Below are 22,623 nucleotides of genomic sequence, written 5' to 3' on the forward strand. Positions count from 1 at the left end.
CAAGAGGAGTTAGAAGTCAGTAAGAAGGTCGATCTCGAATAAGAGCACACTTACAGGTCCTATCTATTAAGTACTTGACTTCAAGTCGTCGATGCTAAAATCCAACCTACTCCCCATCTTCCATTAAGATATAGATTCTTAAAGATCTTGTGTAAAGCCTTAGATATGGAAAACCAGATATGTGCTGACGAGTACGTGAGTGCCCAAAATACCAGACATATTATGAAATGGACAATTAAGCCTTACAAGTATATCTTTTGACAAGTTTACTCTTTAACACTTTTAAATATGCTAATAGGATGAATGCGAAAGAAAAACAGACACAATTCGTTGAGAATTATTTGAAGCCGACTTTGAAAAAATTCGGATATCTGACCAGTGGACAAACTTGGTGGAAAGACAAAGGCGACTTTTTTAATGTCATTAATCTTCAAAATTACTCTTGGAACTCAAAAGACAGTGTTGATTTTACATTTAATATAGGTATTGCATTAAAAGCTACCGTTAAAGACGAGCAAAAGAAAAAGGCGACTATTTATGATTTAACAACTCATATTAGTCATCAAGCTTTTATTTCAGATTGGAAAAGTAGAGATTTGGATAATAGTATTAATGATAACTGCTATTCAATAAGTGGGACATCGGATTTGACTGATTTTATGTTATCAATGCAGCATGATTTTGAGGAACATATTCTGCCAGGACTTGAAGAATCGCAAAAGTTAACTTACTGTATAAAGTTTCACGAACGCTTTCCTTTGTGGGGCGATATTTTGAAAAATGTAATAACAGAAAACAAACTTACATAATCTGAGACAAGAATACCTGCGTATTCTATGCACTTATTTATAATCCGGTTGGAACTCAATGGGTAAAGTATATTCTCCTTTTAATATTTCAACAACTTCGCTCAATCGGCCCTGACCCTCTTGCTCTGGATTTTCTCATTTAACAAAAAATGGATTGTTTATTATAAATGATTTCCACATGGCTATTGCGTGTGAGACAGTTATCGTATTCTTCAACTGCCGTCGCAAGTCTCAGTTAAACCACGGTTTTTACCGACGTAATTTGGGATAACTCTTTTCCTTCAGAAAGTCGATTGCTATCCGGCATAGCATCTCCCCTTTTTCGTCTGGCATTTCGTGCCCTATGTTAGGATAAATACATAGTTGTCCATCTTGGAGCGCTTCAAAAATCGATAGCGTGTGATCTAGTTTGATCATGTCCCTGTCACCACGGATCAACAATACAGGTACTTTAATGCTGGTAATTTTATCATTTTGGATCTTGATTTCCCTTTCCCATGTCCTTTGATTGTCTTCCCAAAACTTCATCCATTTTTCAGGTTCGGGATTCATCCGCTGATAATTTTCTAACCAGTCTTTATCTTCTTTTACAGCTTCAACGGTATATTGCTTTAACATGTCGCGCGCTTCCTCAGTTAGTCCACTGGCTTTTGAATTCGAAGCACCGCTCACCACTTTCTTTATTTTGTCAGGTCTATTTGCTGCAAGTAGCAGTGAAGTGTTACCACCCGTACTCCAGCCCATCACATACGCACTGTCCAGGCAAAGTTGATCGATAAGCTGCGAATTGTATTCGGCTAGCAATTCGCCACTTAAACTGTCGGCATGTTCTGATCGTCCGTGCCCTGGAGCGTCAGGCGCTATAACTCTGAAATGTTTTGAAAGTTCGGGTATGATTCCAGCCAGGTTTTCTATAGAGCCAAGCCCCTGATGCAAGAGTAGCAAAGGGACCCCTTGTCCATACTCCTCGTAATATATTTTCGTGTTGTGTATTGTTGCATACTTCCCATGATTTGAGCCATATTTAATCGGTTTTTCTATCTGCTCTTTTGGCTTTTCTACCTGATTGCATGAAGCAACGAGTAAGTTAAATACAATAAAATAAAGGAGTCGTTGCATCATGAGGTGTCTAAATGGCGTTGTTTGTTAAAATATGTAGATTTCAATATAGAATACTTATTTTTTATGAAAACTGTTGAGCAACTTAAATAATTTCCGGCCAAAGCCGGACCATTAACGCTTTGCGACGTAAGAAGCATCAGATTATGATGTCGCTTCAAAAAATAACTTATGATTGCCGCTTGGAGCGGATTTGGCAGCTCGACAATTTGGGCAGGTTCAAGGATCTGCTACTCGGAGCTTGACTCTTGAATAAAAACTACTCTTTCCGAATTAAATGAAAGGTAGCCCTGTTTAAAAAGCCTTTCCTCCGATAGCGCGCTGGAATCCATGGCAAGAAAAGTGAGCATGGTTACTTCCAATATATCTTTATCAATGTGAGCACCCTGGAAAAAGTAACTTACTTTCTTCACGCGACGGACAGTCGTTTCCAAGGTGATAAAACGAAAAGAAAAAAAGTTATCGTTCAATAGTGTATGTACTTATAGCTTGGGAAACCGGAGAAAATTGTGGTCCGGTTTCCTAATAAATTAGGATATGGCGATCAAGGGAAATGGGATATAAAAATGGAATGCTTTCTGGTCTTTTCATCACTAATGAGGATATAGAGGAACTTAAAGGCGACTCACAATTTCTGAGTTATCTGGATGAAATTCTGTTCAAACAGCAGGAATCAGAACCGGACTTAAAGCAGCCTCTACCAAATCATCTTTCTTTACTGGAAAATTCAGATAGCTTGACCATGTGATTCGGTGGCAGATTGACCACCAACCGACTATTATTCATCCGAAGCTAAAAAAATATAAATCAATTATTTAACATGGTCTATTTCAACCGAAACGACATGTCCTAAATTTCCGATTTTTAGTGATCTGTGGCTCCGAATTCTCCGGGCTGGACATGGGATCAAGCTGAAATAACTAGGGATACACAAAGTGACAGGAGCAAATTGCTTCTGTCACTAGCTACAATAAATTCCAAATTCGTGAAGCCCTTCTTTGACCAATACATTTGATGTCCTTACTCGTATATTAAAATTAGAAGAGAACTAGAAAGATACCATGTTATTCTTCTGAACGCCGTCTAAGAAGTAACCGAAAGGGTCTATTGCCACAACCTTTGGCTGTTTGTCAATCACAATTTCAATCTCCGTTTGCGGTTTTGCAAAATGGTACTTTCGAATATAGATAGGTTTGGTATCCGCATTCCAATATCCTCTTTCCGCTTCGAAGATCCCAATATCTATCAAATCATCTGCTTGCATTTTTTTTAATTTTAAGTCAGTTTCATCATTTTTTTGGACAGAAACCAGCAATTTCAACTTAAATCGCCCATTACCAATCTCCTTCGAAGAAAGTACTTTAATGCTGTTGTCATAGACGATTACTTTTTTCAAATGGTTTTCGACCACAGTTTTTTCAAACGCCGTGGTGTTTCGGCTCAATGCATTGATCAGGTTGTCAGCTGATGGTTCAACATTAGGAAAACTATGACTGGATATCAAAGTTTTAAGTGAAGCGTTCACATGCTCTTCTCCCAAAGATTCCCTGATTGCATACATTGCCAAACCACCTTTTTGGTAATGCACAAAAGGCTGTTGCCACGTCCTACTCAATGGCAACTCCTTCTGACCAGAGATATTTCTTAAACTGAAATAAAGCTCATTATCTGTCCGAAGGTATTTGCCCAGCCTCATTTTCCCCATGCGCTTTTCGGCTACCATTGCCTCGGTATATTTGGCAAGCGTTTCGGTCAACAGCGCGTTGCCGGCGCCATTCTGCGGATGAATTTTATAGGCCCACCATTGGTGTGCGGTTTCATGGGCCGTGGTTGAATAAATGAAATTGAGCCGGGATGTGTCGTTTGCATCAACCAGAAAGTTATACTTTTCACTACTAAAGATTACACCGGGGTAGGCTGTTGCGGCGCCTCGGTAAGCCGGGATTTCGGCCAGTGTGATTTGTCTGAGCGGATATTGACTGAACTGCGCAACGCCGTAATTGATGGCATCCTGCATAGCCTGCATCATGGCAGGCAGGTTCTGGATCTGTTTTGGCTGATAAAAGATTTGATAGGTAATTCCATTTTTGGTTTCTTTCCTGACCGCATACCGCATGCTGCTTACAGCGAACATAAATGCGATAGGCTGTGCCGTTTTATATTGAAAGTAGCTTCTACCGCCTTTTTTCCACGATTTTTTCAGGTTACCAACAGACACTATCTGTTGGTCCGCAACAGTAGAAACGGTGTTTTCAAAATCGACCAAGTGATAGTGGTGATCGGTCTCTACTGGTATGGTCTGCTTCACAAGCGCATTTTCTTTCCTGATTTGCGGATCATCCAGCTCAAATCTGTTATTGTAACCAAAAAACGGCAGAAACTTTTCAAGCTCAATATAGCTGCCGTTGCTTACAACTGAATTTTCACTGTCGAACGGTTTAAAACCCGACCGGTCCACTTTTAACGAAAAGTCGAGCTCCATTTCGGCACCCGGCAGAAGCGGTTTTTTCAAATCATAATAGTATTGGTTAAAACCTTCGTCAGACTTTCTTTGACTAGCTCCCGTCATCCGCAAGCTCACCAGATCCACCGCTGGATCAGCTCCGATCCAAAGTTTGGATATAGCAGAGGCGGAATTATTCCTTAAGATATATCTGCCTGATACGACATATCTTTTTTCATCGGGATAAATGTCCGTTTTGATTTTGACCATTGTGATTTTAGGCTGCGTAATGCCCGCATGGGACTTAAATTTCTGCTCATATTGCTTTTGCCACAGAATGTCCTTTCTACTTCCCGCACCAAGAGCAAGTCCATCACTTTTTTTAATTATATAGAAACCTGTGCAACTGATTAGCAGCAAAGCTGAAACTATTGTGATTTTTGAAGCCGCATCCCAGTTATGCAGGCCGGACTGCATTCGTTTCCACCATGTATCGTGCCTTCCGTTTTGCCACCAGCAAGCAGTCAGAAAACTTAGTAGAAAGGAGAAACCGCTCCAGAATAGCATGTATCCGTTAAAGGATTCAGTATGGTGCCCAAAGCCATTGATTGCCGAATAAATGACCTCGGGTGCTGAGCCGAACCGTAGCAAGTAACGCTCAATCCCAAGCATTTTTCCAAAAACACATATTCCCAAAACAACCAGGCTCAACAGCATGCCCAGGTATTTATTTGGAATAATGGTTTGAATAAAAATGATCATTGCTGTAAAGAGCAATAGCTGGAACCCGCTGTAATAAAATAGCGACAGATATGGTAAAAGCGCAATACCTGAATGACTTGCTGCCAACTGGAATCCAATTCCGGTAATTATATTGCAACAGATCAATATGACAATCAACACTGCCAGAGATCCGAATTTTGCCAAAGACAAAACAGCATTGGGTACAGGTGTTGAAAAAACAAGTGACTCAATCCTGTCAGCCTGCTCCCTATGGATCAGCTCGGATGCATAAAAAACCAGCAGCAACAAAACCATTCGTACTGGTAATACTTGCTCTATAACTAAGGCGGTGGTCGCATAAAAGCGAATGTCATATGGGCCATGGAACAGATTTTCATTTAATTCCACGCCATAAACAAAAATCCAAAGTGCAAGCAGAACCAGAAAGAGCTGCTGCTTGATCAGCGCAGCCAGTTCCAGAAATAGTTGTGAGCGGAGCGCAGAAATGTAGTAGACGAAGCCTGATGTTTTCGGAGCAACAGGCTTGTATGCTAATTTCTTTAATGTTCCTGTTAAAGCTTCACGTTTGCGCGCTTGTTTTGCATAGGCCGGACTAAACCCGAAACGCTTATAACTCAATGTAACTGCAAGAACAGCAATGCAAGTCCAGAGCAACCGGTTTGCAAGAAATCTACCGGTTACGGGAAAAACATGATGATTCCGGCGCCAGACGGACCAGCTTTTCAATTCACTAAAGAACGTAGTCAATCCAAATGGGTCAGCCAGCACAGACCAAAGCCCGGGGCCGCCAACCTTCAGGGCCGATGTGGCCATTAATGGAGAATTGCCAAAAATGGAAGCCGTAAAATAAAGGATGAAAAGCAGTACGCCCGATGCATAAACAGCTCTCACATTTTGCGTCGACATGGCTGCTGCAAAGATGAAGCTGCCGCAAAACAGCGCATTGGGTAACCCAAATAAAAGCAGCGGCTGTAAGTAATAGAGTAATTGAAAACTTCCCTTTTGGCTCGCCGGCAACCATAAGGATCCAACAAAAATCCCTGCGGCAGCAATGCAGATGATCAGGGAAACCGACAACAGCAAGCCAGAGAATTTAACACCGAAGTAGAGGCGCTTGCTGATGCCCGTAGACAAAATCAATGCATCTGTCCGGTAAGACTTATCCCTGAGCACCACATTTGCACAGAACAACGCACTGACGAATATCATGAAAATAGACAGCAGGCATATAATGAAATTGATTACATAAGGTCCATTTTTCAAAATTTCCGAACCGCCAAAGCTGCCGTGCGGCATTAAAGCGGCGAGACCCAAAAATAACGCAGCCGCAGCCTGGAAAATGATTTGTTTGAAATGATACCTCATTTCAAAACGCAGCAGGGCCACTATCATATCGACTGTCCCTTTCCCGGCCGCTGCATGCCGAATATCGTGGAGAAATAAACGTCTTCCAGACCAGGGTCGACGAGCCGGAATCCGCTATCGGGCTGGGTGTCTGAAAGAATATGTATCTGTGTCCTGCCACCAATGAACCGCGTTGAGATCACATTCCTATGATCCTGCAAAACAACCAACGCTTCTTTGCTGACTGTTTTCTGCCATACCCGGCCGCGTAGTTTTTCGGTTAAGGCGCTCGGTTTGCCTTTCAGGACAAGCTTTCCTCCGGTGAGCACCGCCATTTCAGGACATAGATCATGCACGTCCTCGACAATGTGGGTGGACAATAAAACAACCACCTGCTCCCCTATTTCGCTCAGCAAATCGTGAAACCGGTTGCGTTCCAGCGGATCAAGCCCAGCTGTGGGTTCATCCGCAATGATCAGTTGCGGGTTGCCCAGCAATGCCTGCGCAATGCCAAACCGCTGCCGCATTCCGCCGGAGAAAGTGCTGACCACCTGTTTTCGGTTTTCATACAGATTCGTTTGCTGCAAAAGTGCAGCTACCTGTTGCTTGCGGTCGGCTCTATTTGTGATACCCTTCAAAACAGCCAGATGTTCCAACAATTCTGTTGCCGAAATTTTGGGATAAACGCCGAAATCCTGTGGTAGATACCCAAGCCGGCTCCTTAGAAAATGCGGATTCTGTCCGATATCAGTTTCATCAAAAAAAACATTTCCGCTATCCGGCTGAAGTAACGTGGCCAGTATTTTCATCAGGGAAGATTTGCCCGCGCCATTTGGCCCGAGTAACCCGAACATCCCATTCCCGATTTCCAGGGAAACGTCGTCCAGCGCCTTGACACCATTGGCATAAGTTTTGAAAAGGTGGTCGATTTTAAGTCGTTGCATTCGATTACAGTTTGAGATAAGAGCCCAAAACTGTGCAATACCTGTCTGGCAACGAAAAATAGATGATATGGGCTGAGCTTTTAAGGATAAACCTCTGGTATACCGTGTTGAAAGCTTATTTTAAACCAATGTCACGAAAAAGGGCGCGTTCATCATTCTTTTTTGCCAAGAAGCAGAATCTGCGGTTTCTTTGATGTCTATGATTAAATGGATTCAAAAAGACAGGTTTTATCCGGGTAGGCTGGACTTTTGGCTTTATCTCGGCCTATTATTCTGGATCGCCATTATTGAGGCACTTAATGCCGCCGGCAGCTGGGAAACATACTTGTCCTCAGCAAGCGCGCTTTGCATTTCGCAGTTCCCTGTCCTGGCATTTGCATGGAAAAAAGAGAGCTGGAAGAAATCGCTTGCTCCGCACAAGTACCGAAGCTACGACATTGCATGCTATGGAATTTACCTTCCATTGCTAGCACTGGGCAGCAGCCTTATACTCGATCAGAAGACCAACACATGGGAGATTGTGCTGCAGGGTGCTGTTTGCTCGCTGGGTCTGAAGGTAATCCTGGTAGCCAATACGTATTGGGATAAGCAGGTTTTTAATGCAAAATGGGTGCAGCGGATGAGCCTGGAAAAGGCCATTCTTATCTCCATCATGCTCATAGCGATGACCCTGTCGTCCATGGCGGTATCAAGTCTGGACAATCCGCTTTATGATACCAAAAATCAATTGTTGATCGGGTTTGAATTCAACCTTTCGAAGATCTTTTACAGATTTGATACTTTTTTGATTTATGCGGTTCAATTGCTTTTGATGTATCTATGTGGCTATTTTTTCTTTCTGATCAACAGCAGAATTCTGGTTTCCAAAGTGCTGAAAGAAAAAGGTACCGTCTTATATTTTCTTAGTGCCTTAGCCGTGGTAGGCTTCTTCTATCCGGTCATGGGGCAGCTGCTTTCTCTTTTACCGTTCAGCAAACAATTAGGTGGCATTTTCTCGCAAAATCCGTTTGTCTGGGAGAATGCATTTGGCGCAATCATTATTTTGCTGATTAGTTTACCTGTACTTCTGGCCGCACAATGGTCAAAACAGAATACACGCATTGTTTTATTAGAAAAAGAAAAATCACAGGCCGAATTGAACTTGTTAAAACAGCAACTGAACCCCCATTTTTTCTTTAATACCCTGAACAATTTGTATGCATTAAGTCTTCAAAAATCCAGTGAAACGCCAGAAGTAATACTTCAATTAGCGGACCTGATGCGTTATGTAATCTATAAAGCGACAGAGCCCTCAGTTCGGATCATTGAAGAAGTGAAGTATTTGCAAGATTATCTGCAGTTGCAATCGATCCGTCTGAAAGAAAAATTTGACCTGCGTTTTGATGTGGATATGGCAGATGAAAACTTCAACATCGCCCCGCTGCTTCTTGTCGTATTGATCGAAAACGCATTTAAGCATGGTATTGAACCTGCTAGTGGCGATGCATTTTTGCATATCACCTTGAAAACGGACCGAAGAAAACTATACTTCACCTGTCAGAACTCGTTTGAACTGGTATCGGAAAATCCCTTAGGTATTGGTTTGAATAACCTGAGAAAACGGATACATTTATTATACCCAGGCAAATACAATCTTAAAATTGAAAAGGAAAAGAGTAAATTTAAGGTGGAACTGGAATTAGAAAACTATGAATATGCGGTGCCTGATCATTGATGATGAACCACTTGCGCATGAAGTGGTCCTTACGTACATGGCGGATGTCCCGTTTCTCGAAAACGCGGGGCAGTGTTACCGCGCCACCGATGCATTGGTATTTTTAAGTAATCAGACAGTGGATTTGATTTTCCTGGATATACGTATGCCTAAACTTAGCGGACTGGACTTTATCCGGACATTACAGCAACGCCCACTAATTATCGTGACTTCCGCCTATGAGCAGCACGCACTGGAAAGCTTCGAGCTGGAAGTATGTGATTACCTGCTAAAACCGTTTCGTTTTGACCGCTTCCTGAAAGCCGTAAATAGAGCAAGGACACAGTTTAATCTTCGTATGAAGATCACGATCTCCGAACCAAAAGATGATTTGAAAGTACATACCCAGCCCAACTTCATCTACGTTAAGTCTGATAAAAGAATGGTGAAAGTACTGCTTGATGAAATCTACTATTTCGAAGGTTTAGGTAATTATGTGAAGGTCTGGGGTGAGCAAAACTTTCTACTTACACCACGTACTATGATCAGCTTTGAAGAAAATTTGCAGTCTGAATCTTTCGTTCGAATACACAAATCGTTTATTCTAAACAAAAAGTTCATCCATTATATTGAAGGAAATGTTGTATTCCTAAAAAATGGAAGCAAGTTACCGATAGGCAAAAATTACCGGCAACTGCTCTCTAATGGCTCATTATTAACTTCGTGAACTGACTCTACCCGGTTACCTGCAAATGATAACAATTTAATACACTTATCCAGGTCTATTGAACTTATTCCGTGACAAAAAGATCAACGTCTTTGTTTCCTGGTCTTGCAACTAAGTTCCTGCGATCAAAGGTTATATCCTGGTCAATTGTGTCGAAATAGAATGGTCAGTTTAAACTGAATTGCAGTAGTAAATGGTTTCGAATTCACCATCTTTCTGAAAGATGCAACCAAACTACCCACAAAAGCGTCATATACAAAAACTGTATCCATGCCACATAAATCTACTTCTTCACTACGCAATAAAATCTTAAAGACTGTGCTTGCCATACTAGCTACATTCGTCGGGCTTTATCCACTTTTCTATTTTTTCCAGGATAACTTTGGACTATTGGGCAATAAAAACAGTGCCTTATTGGCAAGCGTACTTTGGAGCTCAGCTTTCTACACGCACATTACTGCCGGCGGGCTGGCCCTGCTGCTCGGCTGGGCTCAGTTTTATCAAAGGATCAGAATAGCCACTCCTGCCATACACCGCAACCTTGGAAAGCTGTACCTGTTACTTGCTCTTTGCAGCTCAGTTTCCGGGGCGTATCTGGCCCTTCATGCAGAAGGCGGCGTGATCGCTGCTACGGGGTTTCTGTGCCTTGCCATTGTCTGGTTTACCAGCACGCTGATGGGATACACCAGCATTGTAAAGGGGCGGGTTATCCAGCATCAGCAATTCATGATTTACAGTTACGCAGCATGTTTTGCTGCCGTAACACTACGCATCTGGCTGCCCTTGCTGATTTTCATTTATGGTGATTTTATCAAAGCATATGTTGTCGTGGCATGGCTGTGCTGGGTACCGAATATTTTGGTTCCGTATATATTAACCCGAAATAGGAATAAATCTGCGAACCAGGTGGTATGAGGCAATTTCGGACACAAGAATTACCAAAACAGTTGGGGGATATGACCGAATAGACCTTATCATGGACTGGTAGAGTATTGCCTGCAAATGTTCCTTGCTTTTCAGACGGTTCATGGAAATAAAATAAATCCGTGAATCTTTCAAAGTAAAATAAGGTGGCACTACTCAGGTGAAGCCCGGAGGTTGTTGCATGCCGCATGTCAAGAATCATAAAACCTCATTAATAAGGCATTATTGATACAAGGGAATCAAAAATCGACACCTACCTGAAGACTTCAAGCCCGATATATTTGCTCCTATTTACATTTGCCAAATCATTTGCATAGGTCCCACAATTCACCTTTCATAATCAATCCCGTTTACATTAAAAATAATGGTATCAAACAAAAGCTGATCTTTTTCTCTGGCGACCTGTCCAAAGAAAATTCAAAGACAAACTTCAAGCGACGAACTAATCAGAATTATTAGCCGGTCGTTTGTAAACAATTATTGCCTACATTTGCAATACAACGGTTAACAAAAATACAACTAATATGTTTACATAAAATGAAAGAAGAATCTTTAGCAATTAAAGCATATAACGAACTAAGAAGCAAAATTCTTTCCAGTCAACTACTATCCGGGACTCGGCTTAAAGAAGACGAATGGTCGAAAAAGCTGGAAGTGAACAGAATGGCGCTGCGTGAAGCGCTCACCCGCCTGCTTGGCGAACAGCTGATCGTACAGGGAGAAAAAGGCGGCTTCTTTGTAAAAAGCCTGACCATTGAAGACAGCCGCCAGATTCGCGAACTTCGCGAAATACTCGAACTCGGCGCTGTAAGGCTATCCATACAAAAAAACAATCCCGAATACATCAGGGAACTGGAGCACATTTGCGACGACTTCACTTCCATGGTAGAACGCGGATATTTTGGCGGCGCCTGTGAGGCCGACGTGAAATTTCACGAAATTTTGATAGAAAGCTCTGGTAACGAGAAACTTATTCATCTTTACCGAGCTAGTAATATCCCATTGTTCCACCAGAAACTCGGCAAAACCCAAACACACATGGACGACTATGAGCTGACAGACCAGGAGCACCGATCCATATTGAATGCAATCAAGCAACAGGACACCAAAGCCGCAGAAGAAGCACTTTCCAAACATTTGATACGTGGAGAGGTTGCATCTCTCGATCTATTATAACCACACAACATACGGATACGTGCATACGCCTTCGCCAAAATATACGGCGAAGGCGTTTTTTTTACAGATCGCATTACTGCACAACATAACTACAATTCTACAAGGCTTCCTGCCAAAACAAAAGATCGCCGAGTTCGCCGATTACCATGATTTGTATTTCCAAATTCAATTTAAAAAAAACAATATTTTGCTTTTTTTGTAAACAAAATAAAAATATATTTGTAAACAATTTTGAAACTCAACGTTCTTTCCAGAATCCATTGCGCTTGGTTTACTAAATGAATTAATATTATTCTAGCCCACCTAAATCTGAAACGTTTATGAGAAATACCAACGACGCCACCTGAGCCACGCACCAGCGGCCAAAGATTGCTTCCAAATTTTAGTAGCACAATGAAGTTCCCAATGAATTCTATTTCCACCCAAAATCCATGAGTAGAAAACTTAGATTATGAAAAAAATTCTAACACCAGTGAAGGCATCTTTACTGAAAGCCTCATTAGTCAAAACCTTTTTCTTTAACCGCGCGCCGGGGTATTATGCAGGCTTGTGCCTGCTGATTATCCTCGCGACTGGTTTCGTCAACGTTGCAATCGGACAACAGGTCAAAAAAATAACGGGTAAAGTATCTGACCAGAAAGGGGCTCCGGTTCCCGGCGCATCCATTATTGTAAAACAATCTACGATTGGCGTCATTACTGATGAAGCAGGAAAGTTCGCCATAGCTGTCCCAGCCGAAGCGAATACGCTGGTTGTCTCCTACATTGGTATGAAATCCCAAGAAATAGAAATAGGAAACAGAACGAACATCGATGACATTAAACTTATGGACGAAAGTCTGGGCCTAAAGGAGGTCGTCGTTACTGCGCTCGGTATTGAACGGTCGGCGAAAACACTGACATATGCTACACAAAAAATTGGAAATGAGCAGATTAACGAAGTCCGCGATGCGAATTTCACCAATACTTTGTCTGGTAAAGTTGCCGGTCTCACGATCACACCATCGTCAAGCGGACCAGGTAGTGCCACTAGAATTATTTTGAGGGGTAACCGCTCCATACAGGGCACCAACAACGCGCTGATTGTGGTGGACGGTGTTCCGATAGACAACTCGACGATTTCAGGCCAGGTAAGAAATGACTCCGGAGACGACAACCGGGGAACAAGCGGAAGCGATGGTGTAGCCAACATCAATCCGGATGATATTGAGTCGATTAACATTCTCAAAGGTGCGGCAGGAGCTGCCTTATACGGAAGTCGCGCCGCAAACGGCGTCATGATGATCACGACTAAAAGAGGTAAAAGTGGCGGTCTGAGTGTGAACGTAAACTCCGGCGTTTCTTTCGATAAAGCCTTTACAACACCTGCACTGCAAAACCAGTACAGCCAGGGCGCGGGTGGAATCTACTCAGCTTTGGGAACCGGCAGCTGGGGCGCTGCCATCACCGGGCAAACCGTGACAGACTGGGCAGGAAAAAGCGGCCCGTTGCAGGCTTTTCCAAACAATCAGTCCGATTTTTACAGGACGGGTATTTCAACCAACAACGCAATCGGCGTGAGCGGCGGTACCGAAAAAATGACTACCTATTTCTCCTATGCCAACAACAACGCAAACGGCATTGTCCCTACAAACAGCCTGACGAGAAATACCTTCAACGGCAGGATCGGTATCAATTTAACAAGTAAATTATCTGTTGATGCGAAAATTACCTATACGCTCCAGACCATCAAGAACAAGCCAGGAGTCGGCGGAGACGGATTTGTGGTCGCCAACCTGGCGCACATCCCACGGTCGGTAAATCTGGAAGACCTGAAAGACTATAAGACAGTTAGCTCTACCGGTATTGAAACGCAGCGTTACTGGACCAATCCCGACCCGGTTTACATGAATCCGTACTGGACCATTTACAATACCAAACACCGGGAAAACAGGAGCCGGGTTACCTCACTGGTTGCCCTCAAATACAAGTTCACCGACTGGCTTAATCTTCAGGGACGCATCAGTTCAGACAGCTACAATGACTTCAATACGCACAGTTACGCAAACAACACGGCTAATTACGCCCGGCTTCCGGGAGGTTATTATGCCGAGGAAAACGCTTTGGTTACGGAACGGAATATAGATGTGCTGCTTAACGGCACCAACAATATCACAAAGGATTTCAAGATCAATTACAACGTCGGCGGGTCGATGTTATTGAGAAGTCTGAGAAGAAGAGTGAATTACGCAGACGGGCTGGGCATTCCAAACAAATTCGATCTTGGCTTTGCAACCAATCTCGGCGTGACTTCGGCAACCAGCAAAAGAGATCTTCATTCCGTTTACGGAACGGCGCAGTTCGCATTCAAAGATTATTTGTTTCTGGACCTTACAGCCCGAAACGACTGGTCCAGCACGCTTCCTGAGCCTTACTCCTATTTTTATCCATCCGTTGGCCTTTCAGGAATCTTGTCGGAAATGATTCATTTACCGAATTGGATAAGTCTGGCAAAAGTTAGGGCATCGCTGACAAAAGTGGGTAATGACGCAGATCCGTACCTTATTAACCAGACGTATACATATAGCCGTGGAACATTCGGAGGCTTCGTTTCAAGCAGCCCTACGAAATCTATCGGCAACCTGAAACCCGAACTAACAAAATCGCTGGAATTCGGCACTGACTGGCGATTCATAGAAAACCGGTTTGGAATAGATGTTACTTACTATAAAACAAATTCTAAAAATCAGCTGCTAACGGTGAGCGCACCAGCCTCCTCTGGTTATGCATCACGGTATTTCAACGCCGGAAATATTCAGAATACCGGGATTGAAATCGTGCTGTCCGCCAAAATTCTGCAGGGAAATAATTTCACCTGGAATATGGGGCTGAACTATGCGCTTAACCGCAATAAGGTTATTGAACTGGATCCAAGGGTTCCGCGCGTTTACCTGGGCTCAGGCACCAATGTCCGTACAGCTACGCCACTGGTTGTGGAGGGTAAAAGCTACGGGGATATGTACGGATATAAATGGAAACAGGTCAACGGACAATATCTGATCGATGCAAACGGTGTTCCGGTTAAGACTGACGCCATAGAAAGAGTAGGAAATTACAACCCGAAATACACGGCTGGTTTCAGCAACAATTTCAGTTATAAAAACTTCACGCTCGGTCTGTTGATCGATGGTAAATTTGGTGGAATTGTTACTTCCGGAACCGCAGCACAGAACGCATATTTCGGAAATGCCGATTACACGACGCAGTACCGAGATGCAGCTTCATGGGTTTTACCAGGTGTGACTGTGGAAGGAACTGCTAATACCAAGGCCATAAACGCGGAAAAATTCTGGACAACTGTTTCGCAGAACAATTACTCATGGGCCGAGTTTTTCACATACGACGCCACAGCCGTACGTGTGCGCGAGCTGACGTTCGGTTATGAGTTAAAGGGACTTCCCAAGTTTATCAAGACGGCAAAGATTTCATTCGTAGCACGTAACCTGTTCTTCATTTACAGGGGAAATGCGATTCTGAATATTCCCGGGATTGGCAAACGAAAAATTGACTTTGATCCTGAGGTCAGCATTGGCAATAGCAACTACCAGGGTATCGAGTATAATAACCTGCCTTCGACCCGGAGCATGGGATTGAATCTTAAACTTTCATTTTAATTAAATCAATGATCGTCATGCATTACAAATTTAAAAAATATCAAAATATATCGCTTGCATCAGTGCTGCTGATCATAATCGGGCTGGCTGGTTGCACAAACGACTTCGATTCGATCAATACGGACAATACCAAGCTGGGCTCGGTAGGTGCCACAGAATATCCTTACATGTTTGCCAATGCGCTGATGACTACCACACTGGGTCCCAGTGATTTTGAAATTGGTGAAGGAACGGTTGCTGGCGTCTACTCTCAGTTTTACTCGCAGGCTGCAATGTCGTTCCCGACAGACCGTTACGTGATCAAGCAGGAATGGATGCCGGCCGCCTGGAATCCGGTTTACATTTCGGCAGCACCACAGCTGAAAACCATCATGGAGAAAACGGATGAGAAACTGGCTGAAAATGCGATCGCAAAAGTATGGTGGGTCTGGATGTTCCACCGCGTAACAGACTATTTCGGACCGGTTCCATACTTCGATGCAGCAAACGGAAAAGACGCAGTTGCATTTACGCCACAGGATTCCATATATTATGATTTTTTCAAGAAACTGGACGCCGCTTCAACGGTTTTGAAAGCAGCTGGAACAGCAACGCCTTACGACAAATTTGACCTGGTGTACAGCGCAAAAGGCAATCAGTCTCCGGCGGCATGGGCAAAATTCGCAAACACCTTACGTCTGCGCCTGGCATTGCGCATTTCAAAAGTGAACCCTACAGTGGCAAAACAGCAAGCAGAGGCTGCCGTTGCAGCAGGCGTAATGACTGCAATTACAGATGATGCGTACATGCCAAAATCAACTTCGGTTTATGCTGAGAGAAACGGTCTTTCGCAGATTGTGGCCTGGGACGAACTCAGAATGAGCTCTTCTATGGAATCCATCATGAAGGGTTATGAGGATCCGCGCATGCCAATTTATTTCCAGCCCGCAACATTTACAGGAAAATATGACGGCGTAAGAAACGGTTTACTGGTGGTTGAGAAACAAATGGATATCAATTCAAGGAAATTCAATTCGAACCTCGGTTCCCGCTGGGCGACAAACGTTGGTAATGGCAATTTCACGGCCAATTTTGCAGTACCACAAAACATTATGCATGCTGCGGAGGCATATTTTCTGAGAGCTGAAGGCGCATTGAACGGATGGAACATGGGCGATAACGCACAAAATCTTTATGAGACGGGAATTAAAATGTCGATGGCGCAATGGGGAATTACAGACCAGGCCGCAATCGCCAAATACATAGCCAACCCCGCTGTACCGATTGCACCTCAGGACGGACAAAGTTCTCCACCTGTTAACAATTATCCTGCAAAATGGGCTGCATCAGCCGACATGCAGCGCAAGCAGGTAGCACAGCAAAAGTGGCTCGCGCTTTTCCCGGACGGTATGGAAGGATGGGCGGAAGTACGCCGGTCAGGACTTCCTGAGTTATATACAGTCGTTCACAGCGAGAACGCGGATCTGCCGGAGGGTAAAAGAATTCGCCGCATTCCGTTTCTGGACACAGAAAAACAGACCAATGCAGCCGAAGTTGCCAAAGCGGTTAAAATGCTCAGCGGCCCGGACAATGCAGCCACGCCTTTATGGTGGGATAAAAATTAGTATTTAATTGATCAACAGCACTTATACTAAAGTGCTGTTGATCAATTAGATTTCAAATTATAAAAATAGTAATATGCGGCATACCGGATTACTTTTCTTTTTGATGATTACCTGTTCAGCAGTCTGTGCGCAAACTCATCACATAAACTCGCTGAAATTTATCAATCCCTCTGCGCCTATTCCGGATCATCCCCGTCTTTTGTTATTGGCCGGAGAAGAAAATAATATAAAAAAAGCAATCTCCACTCAACGTATATTACAGGGAGTTCGTGATGAAATTTTGCAGAAATGCGACAGCATGCTGATGACTAAACCCGTAGAAAGAATTCTTTTTGGTGTAAGACTGCTTGCCAAATCAAGAGAATGTCTTAGCCGGGTTTTTCATTTGAGTTATGCCTGGCGGATGACACATGAGCGAAAATATCTTATCAGAGCCGAACAGGAATTGTTAGCCGTCTCCAATTTCAGAGACTGGAATCCTGACCATTATCTTGACGTTGCAGAAATGACAATGGCCGTAGCCATCGGCTACGACTGGCTTTATTACGATCTGTCTGAAACATCCCGAAATATTCTCAAACAGGCCATTCTAAAAAAAGGAATAGCGACCTCATTTGATCCGGCCTATCCAAATTACCGCAAATGGCTTTCTGTGACCAATAACTGGAATCAGGTCTGCAATGCGGGCATTTCCTTTGGCGCTTTGGCCATCTATGAAGACGATCCCAAACTAGCTGAAAAAGTGATTAATCGATCCATCGCCAGTATTCAAATTGCAATGAAAGACAATGCACCGGACGGCGCATTTGCTGAAGGTTATACTTACTGGGGTTATGGCACTACTTTTAATGTCATGTTTTTGAGTGCAATTGAAAAGATTTTCAATACCGATTTCGGGTTAAATAAAACGCCCGGATTTTTGAAAACAGCCGCTTATCTTCAAAATATGATTGGTCCAACCGGCAAAAATTTCAACTATTCAGACGCCTCAGATGTGTCCACTTTACAACCGGCCATGTTTTGGTTTGCCGCAAAATTGAATGACCCATCGCTACTTTGGAACGAACGTAAATTTTTAACCAAAGAAAACCTGTCCAATAATACTGACCGGCTCCTTCCAGCCTTGTTGATATGGGGAAAAAACATTGATATTAAAAACATTAATCCTCCAAAAAATAAAATCTGGACCGGTGCGGGAAAAAATCCGGTGGCCCTGATCCGCTCATCCTGGACGGATCCAAATGCGGTTTTTATTGGCTTGAAAGGCGGCTCGCCATTCGTTACCCATGGACATATGGACGCAGGTTCTTTTGTTTTGGAAGCCGACGGAGTCCGGTGGGCAAAAGATTTTGGCTTTCAGGAATATACAGCGTTGGAATTGAAAAATATTGACCTTTGGGCGAATAAACAAAATGGTCAGCGCTGGGAAATATTCAGATATAACAACTTCTCGCATAACACCTTAACAATTAATGACTCTCTTCAACGCGTGAATGGTTATGCCCCGCTGACAAATCATTCCGGAAATCCAAAATTTTTAAATGCGATCACCGATCTTTCATCCATTTATAAAGGTCAGATCAAAAAAGCCGAACGTGGCATTGCGTTAATGGACAACCATTATGTAGTGGTCACCGATGAAATCGAAAACCTGGATCAGGAAACTAAAGTACGCTGGTCAATGCTCATTTCGGCGGAAGTCAGGTTAAATGGTAATCAGGCAGAATTGACACAGCATGGCAAAAAACTGACCATTAGTATTCCAAATTCCCCCGAAATTTCCATAAAAACGTGGACAACAAATCCACCCCATGATTATGATGATCCAAATCCGGGTACAACACTCATCGGTTTTGAAACCCTAATTCCGGCTGGTAAAAAACAAACTTTCCAGGTATTTCTGATTCCGGAAAATGCCCGGATGAAAGCAATAAAACCATTACCCCCCTTGCAAAACTGGCCCCGATAAGCAAAGGCCCGTTAAAACGATTTTGTAAATATTTCAGAATGAAAAAATTAGCATCACAAACCTGGATTTTCTTTCTTATCAACCTTAGCGCGTTTGCGCAGAAAGAACCCTTACTCCTGCCCAAACCAGATTTGGTCAGGGTAAGTGAGGGATCATTTTTACTCGAAAATATTTCGCTGTTTGTTCCCAAAAATGCAACGGAAGATATTTCGTTCGCTGTGAACGAGCTTAAATCAATCATCCATGAACGAACGGGAAAATATCCAAAAACAGCCCCGACTTCCTCCCTGGCGACTTTTCACTACAAAATCAAAGAATCCGGACACGAACTTCCGGAGGTAAATGAGATGAACGGCAACAGTGATAGAGAATGGTATCAGCTCATGATCAGTTCCGGAAAAATCCAGGTGGAGGCCAGTACATCCACGGGCCTGTTTTATGCTGTTCAAACCATTCGTCAGCTCGTACAGGGTTTTGGCAAAAACGCGACGCTTCCTTTCATTACCATAAAAGACAAACCCAAAATTGCTTACCGCGGCATCATGATAGATTTTGCCCATGGTGGTTTATTGACCGTTGATGAGATCAAAAAACAGATTGATTTTCTGGCAAAATGGAAAACGAATCAATATTATTTTTACAACGAAGTAAGCATTGATCTGGATGGTTTTCCTTCACTTGGATACAAAACGGGTTATTCCAAAAAAGACGTATCTGAAATAATTGCCTACGGAAAACAGCGGCATATCGACGTTATTCCATTTTTAAATCTATACGGACATTTGCATGAATTGCTAAGAAATGAAAAATACGCAGATCTTTCCATCGGGCATTACGGACATGAGCTTGATCCCCGAAACCCGAAAGTCAACGAGCTATTAACCAACTGGATCGCTCAGTATACCCAGCTTTTCAAAAGTCCATTCATTCATGTCGGTTTTGATGAAACCTGGGAAACCAAGCGTATTGCCGACGATGGTGATATCAAAATAAGTTCAGAAAAACTCTGGATTCAGCAGTTAGGTTTTGTTCAGTCTGAATTAAAAAAATACGGAAAAACAGTTCTGACCTGGACGGATATGAATAATTATTATCCCGAAATCATTAAAAAAATACCAGAAGATGTAATTCCTGTCATCTGGGAATACAAACCTGATACGGTTGAGATTAACCGCTACCTCAATCCTGTTTTGGCCGAAAAAAGAAAATTCCTGATCCAACCCGCCGTATCTGGCTGGGGGCACATTTATCCGGATGCAGACTATACTTACACCAACATTGACTTATGTTTGAAGGCCGGGATCAAAAATAAAACGCTTGGTTTTATCAATTCGGTCTGGACAGATCCAGTCGAACCTTTTGTGCGCCCGTCCTGGCTTTTTATGGCCTACGGAGGTATTGGAGCCTGGCAGGGAACCAGTGCTGATAAGAAGAAATTTGCCTCGGATTACGCTTCACTGACATTTCCAAAAGTGGCACAAGAAATGAAATCAGCATTTGAATCTCTTCAAAAATCGAATGAAGATCTGGATAAGTGCCTGGGCAAGAACACTAACGGAATGCCCAGAGGTACGATTATCGAAAGCTGGTCAAATCCGTTCTTACCGTATTATTTATCCAATACAGAAAAACATCTGCCCGATTTTAAAAATGCCAGAAAAAACAGCGAAGACGCACAATCAGCACTCATCGCCGCTTTGGGAAAATGTGATAAAGATGATGTTCATTTTATTAATTCCCTTTTGGTTTCAACCAGGTTAATGCATTACAGCGCCACGCGTTTTCTGTGGGCAAAAACTGTATGCGACCGCTGGAATAATTCCATGCTTAACAAGAAGAAAAATGATTTTGTTGTTTATGATATCACTTACTTATGTCACGGACTGCTCGTCGACATGATGGATGAAAACGGATCCTTAAAATCTGCTTATGAGCAGGCATGGAATTCAGAATATCAACCGTACAGGCTCAATACAATTCTGGGCCGGTTTGATGTAGAGCACGCATTTTGGCAAAAACTGCATTTGAAAGTAAATGATTACCGGATACAAAATAACCCCGATCACGTCGCGAAGAAGTCTTTCGAGGAATTATTTAAACCCGATTTTTAGGAACTGTACCGGCTGGTTTATTTGATTTAAAATTAAATCCGAAAACTATTTTATTGTTTACAAAATATACATATTTTTGTAAACAATAATTGGAACTTGATTATTATTTTAGGTGAATCTCAGACAGCATACTAAATCTTAGAAAAAAGTATTTGTAATCGTTTTCGTCCACTATGAAGTTTTCAGATTTAAGCTATCCGCAAATCAATCAGCTTACAGACAAGGTCATTGTTCTGCCGATTGCAGCCATCGAACAGCATGGTCCACATCTGGGTGTTTCAACGGATACTGATCTTGTAACCTGGATCGCACAGAAAGTGGAACAGTACCTGAAAGATGACATTTTGCTGTGCCCAACCCTTGCCTATGGTTCAAGTCATCATCACCTGTCTTTTGGTGGAACGATGAGCTTGACGATCAATACCTATACAATCGTAATCGTAGAACTGGTCGAATCCATGCTGAAAAATGGTTTTAGAAAAATCGTTTTGCTCAATGGTCATGGCGGAAATGTGACGCCCGTAAAACAGGCGCTGGCTGTTTTAGGAAATAAATATGATGCGGATTTATCACCCAACATCGCTCTGGTCACCTACTGGGAAACGGCTGGTAAGATATTTGCCGGACAAGCGCCCATGGAAAGCCCTGCGCTGAGCCATGCCTGCGAGTATGAGACCAGCATGATGCTTCATATTTTTCCTGAAAAAGTGTGGATGGAAAAAGCAGAAAGGCCTGCTCGTCCGGAAAGCAATGGCTATATTCCCTGGGAAGACGATGAGCCGAACCGAGGCGTTACACTTTTTAAACAAACACAATTCATTTCGTCAAACGGAAGCAGCGGAGAGCCGCAGCTGGCCACTGCCGAAAAGGGAAAACACCTGCTTGAAAATGCGGCTGCCTCAGTAACCGATTTTCTTCGGGCTTTTAAAAACTGGCCTTTATCAAAAGATCTTTCCAAACCATCATGAGCAAAATTGAAATAGAACACCCCGATAAAAAAGTCAGTACCGGCGCTTATTCCGCCGGCGTTTTGATCGATGGCTGGTTATTTATTAGCGGCCAGGGTTCGGTGGATCTTGCCACCGGCGCGGTGATCCACGGGACCATCGAAGAAGAAACGGCAAATACCTTAAACCACATAAAAAAGATCGTGGAGGCGGCCGGCGGCAGCATGGACGATATTGTAAAATGCAGCGCGCATCTAAGTGATATTAACGAATTCGACCGGTACAATACGGTTTACGCCTCATTTTTCCCAGGAATCAAACCTGCCAGAACGACGGTACAATCTGTTTTGGGCGACGGAATTAAGGTAGAAATCGACGCCATTGCCAGAATAAAAACACAGTAATCCTCTTCTTTGA

At 43.0% G+C, this 22,623-nt stretch carries 16 protein-coding genes; 12 read left to right on the top strand and 4 right to left on the bottom strand.

Features of this window, described 5'->3' with window-relative positions; genetic code table 11:
- Nucleotides 1-299 precede the first annotated feature (299 nt).
- Nucleotides 300-809, top strand: coding sequence for a DUF4304 domain-containing protein (locus tag AC1XUO_RS09160; protein WP_483329471.1), 510 nt, complete (start codon nucleotides 300-302; stop codon nucleotides 807-809).
- Nucleotides 810-1,058: 249 nt separating this feature from the next.
- On the opposite strand, the gene AC1XUO_RS09165 is transcribed toward AC1XUO_RS09160, so the two are convergent.
- Complete coding sequence (locus AC1XUO_RS09165; RefSeq protein ID WP_483329472.1) at nucleotides 1,059-1,931, bottom strand: alpha/beta fold hydrolase; 873 nt, start codon at nucleotides 1,929-1,931, stop codon at nucleotides 1,059-1,061.
- A 227-nt stretch (nucleotides 1,932-2,158) separates the two neighbouring features.
- Nucleotides 2,159-2,362, bottom strand: a complete 204-nt coding sequence (locus AC1XUO_RS09170) for a hypothetical protein (RefSeq protein ID WP_483329473.1) — start codon at nucleotides 2,360-2,362, stop codon at nucleotides 2,159-2,161.
- Nucleotides 2,363-2,481: 119 nt separating this feature from the next.
- On the opposite strand from AC1XUO_RS09170, the gene AC1XUO_RS09175 reads away from it, so the two are divergent.
- Nucleotides 2,482-2,676, top strand: coding sequence for a hypothetical protein (locus AC1XUO_RS09175; RefSeq protein ID WP_483329474.1), 195 nt, complete (start codon nucleotides 2,482-2,484; stop codon nucleotides 2,674-2,676).
- A gap of 300 nt (nucleotides 2,677-2,976) precedes the next feature.
- Here the strand turns inward: AC1XUO_RS09175 and AC1XUO_RS09180 are convergent, their stop codons facing one another.
- Together AC1XUO_RS09180 and AC1XUO_RS09185 are read right to left on the bottom strand one after the other, a co-directional pair.
- A complete protein-coding gene (locus AC1XUO_RS09180) occupies nucleotides 2,977-6,480 on the bottom strand; it encodes an ABC transporter permease/M1 family aminopeptidase (RefSeq protein WP_483329475.1) in 3,504 nt (1,167 codons plus the stop codon).
- Nucleotides 6,481-6,503: 23 nt separating this feature from the next.
- Nucleotides 6,504-7,403, bottom strand: coding sequence for an ABC transporter ATP-binding protein (locus AC1XUO_RS09185; protein ID WP_483329476.1), 900 nt, complete (start codon nucleotides 7,401-7,403; stop codon nucleotides 6,504-6,506).
- 199 nt (nucleotides 7,404-7,602) lie between these two features.
- On the opposite strand from AC1XUO_RS09185, the gene AC1XUO_RS09190 reads away from it, so the two are divergent.
- The 10 genes from AC1XUO_RS09190 (at nucleotide 7,603) to AC1XUO_RS09235 (ending at nucleotide 22,610) form a co-directional block, all read left to right on the top strand.
- A complete protein-coding gene (locus tag AC1XUO_RS09190; protein WP_483329477.1) occupies nucleotides 7,603-9,117 on the top strand; it encodes a sensor histidine kinase in 1,515 nt (504 codons plus the stop codon).
- Nucleotides 9,092-9,823: a LytR/AlgR family response regulator transcription factor gene (locus tag AC1XUO_RS09195; RefSeq protein WP_483329478.1), complete on the top strand. Its 732-nt coding sequence runs from the start codon at nucleotides 9,092-9,094 to the stop codon at nucleotides 9,821-9,823. The genes AC1XUO_RS09190 and AC1XUO_RS09195 overlap by 26 nt, the downstream gene beginning before the upstream one ends.
- A 270-nt stretch (nucleotides 9,824-10,093) precedes the next feature.
- On the top strand, nucleotides 10,094-10,738 hold the full coding sequence (locus AC1XUO_RS09200; protein WP_483329479.1) for a DUF2306 domain-containing protein: 645 nt from the start codon (nucleotides 10,094-10,096) through the stop codon (nucleotides 10,736-10,738).
- A gap of 546 nt (nucleotides 10,739-11,284) precedes the next feature.
- Complete coding sequence (locus AC1XUO_RS09205) at nucleotides 11,285-11,923, top strand: GntR family transcriptional regulator (RefSeq protein WP_483329480.1); 639 nt, start codon at nucleotides 11,285-11,287, stop codon at nucleotides 11,921-11,923.
- Between the two features lie 451 nt (nucleotides 11,924-12,374).
- The gene (locus tag AC1XUO_RS09210) at nucleotides 12,375-15,575 is read left to right on the top strand and encodes a SusC/RagA family TonB-linked outer membrane protein (protein WP_483329481.1); all 3,201 of its coding nucleotides are present in this window, start codon (nucleotides 12,375-12,377) and stop codon (nucleotides 15,573-15,575) included.
- A gap of 17 nt (nucleotides 15,576-15,592) precedes the next feature.
- The gene (locus tag AC1XUO_RS09215) at nucleotides 15,593-17,179 is read left to right on the top strand and encodes a SusD/RagB family nutrient-binding outer membrane lipoprotein (RefSeq protein ID WP_483329482.1); all 1,587 of its coding nucleotides are present in this window, start codon (nucleotides 15,593-15,595) and stop codon (nucleotides 17,177-17,179) included.
- A 73-nt stretch (nucleotides 17,180-17,252) separates the two neighbouring features.
- A complete protein-coding gene (locus AC1XUO_RS09220; RefSeq protein WP_483329483.1) occupies nucleotides 17,253-19,148 on the top strand; it encodes a heparinase II/III domain-containing protein in 1,896 nt (631 codons plus the stop codon).
- A 38-nt stretch (nucleotides 19,149-19,186) separates the two neighbouring features.
- Nucleotides 19,187-21,259, top strand: a complete 2,073-nt coding sequence (locus AC1XUO_RS09225; protein ID WP_483329484.1) for a family 20 glycosylhydrolase — start codon at nucleotides 19,187-19,189, stop codon at nucleotides 21,257-21,259.
- Between the two features lie 173 nt (nucleotides 21,260-21,432).
- Nucleotides 21,433-22,227: a creatininase family protein gene (locus tag AC1XUO_RS09230; protein ID WP_483329485.1), complete on the top strand. Its 795-nt coding sequence runs from the start codon at nucleotides 21,433-21,435 to the stop codon at nucleotides 22,225-22,227.
- Nucleotides 22,224-22,610, top strand: a complete 387-nt coding sequence (locus tag AC1XUO_RS09235; RefSeq protein ID WP_483329486.1) for a RidA family protein — start codon at nucleotides 22,224-22,226, stop codon at nucleotides 22,608-22,610. The genes AC1XUO_RS09230 and AC1XUO_RS09235 overlap by 4 nt, the downstream gene beginning before the upstream one ends.
- The last annotated feature ends 13 nt before the right edge of the window (nucleotides 22,611-22,623 follow it).

Source organism: Dyadobacter sp. HNCC25DJ186 (genome assembly GCF_056895235.1).

Bases quoted from the DNA above. Each gene is read 5' to 3' on its own strand.
- AC1XUO_RS09160 (WP_483329471.1), top strand. From the start codon at position 300: ATGAATGCGAAAGAAAAACAGACACAATTCGTTGAGAATTATTTGAAG.
- AC1XUO_RS09165 (WP_483329472.1), bottom strand. From the start codon at position 1,931: ATGATGCAACGACTCCTTTATTTTATTGTATTTAACTTACTCGTTGCT.
- AC1XUO_RS09175 (WP_483329474.1), top strand. From the start codon at position 2,482: ATGGGATATAAAAATGGAATGCTTTCTGGTCTTTTCATCACTAATGAG.
- AC1XUO_RS09180 (WP_483329475.1), bottom strand. From the start codon at position 6,480: ATGAGGTATCATTTCAAACAAATCATTTTCCAGGCTGCGGCTGCGTTA.
- AC1XUO_RS09185 (WP_483329476.1), bottom strand. From the start codon at position 7,403: ATGCAACGACTTAAAATCGACCACCTTTTCAAAACTTATGCCAATGGT.
- AC1XUO_RS09190 (WP_483329477.1), top strand. From the start codon at position 7,603: ATGATTAAATGGATTCAAAAAGACAGGTTTTATCCGGGTAGGCTGGAC.
- AC1XUO_RS09195 (WP_483329478.1), top strand. From the start codon at position 9,092: ATGAATATGCGGTGCCTGATCATTGATGATGAACCACTTGCGCATGAA.
- AC1XUO_RS09200 (WP_483329479.1), top strand. From the start codon at position 10,094: ATGCCACATAAATCTACTTCTTCACTACGCAATAAAATCTTAAAGACT.
- AC1XUO_RS09205 (WP_483329480.1), top strand. From the start codon at position 11,285: ATGAAAGAAGAATCTTTAGCAATTAAAGCATATAACGAACTAAGAAGC.
- AC1XUO_RS09210 (WP_483329481.1), top strand. From the start codon at position 12,375: ATGAAAAAAATTCTAACACCAGTGAAGGCATCTTTACTGAAAGCCTCA.
- AC1XUO_RS09215 (WP_483329482.1), top strand. From the start codon at position 15,593: ATGCATTACAAATTTAAAAAATATCAAAATATATCGCTTGCATCAGTG.
- AC1XUO_RS09220 (WP_483329483.1), top strand. From the start codon at position 17,253: ATGCGGCATACCGGATTACTTTTCTTTTTGATGATTACCTGTTCAGCA.
- AC1XUO_RS09225 (WP_483329484.1), top strand. From the start codon at position 19,187: ATGAAAAAATTAGCATCACAAACCTGGATTTTCTTTCTTATCAACCTT.
- AC1XUO_RS09230 (WP_483329485.1), top strand. From the start codon at position 21,433: ATGAAGTTTTCAGATTTAAGCTATCCGCAAATCAATCAGCTTACAGAC.
- AC1XUO_RS09235 (WP_483329486.1), top strand. From the start codon at position 22,224: ATGAGCAAAATTGAAATAGAACACCCCGATAAAAAAGTCAGTACCGGC.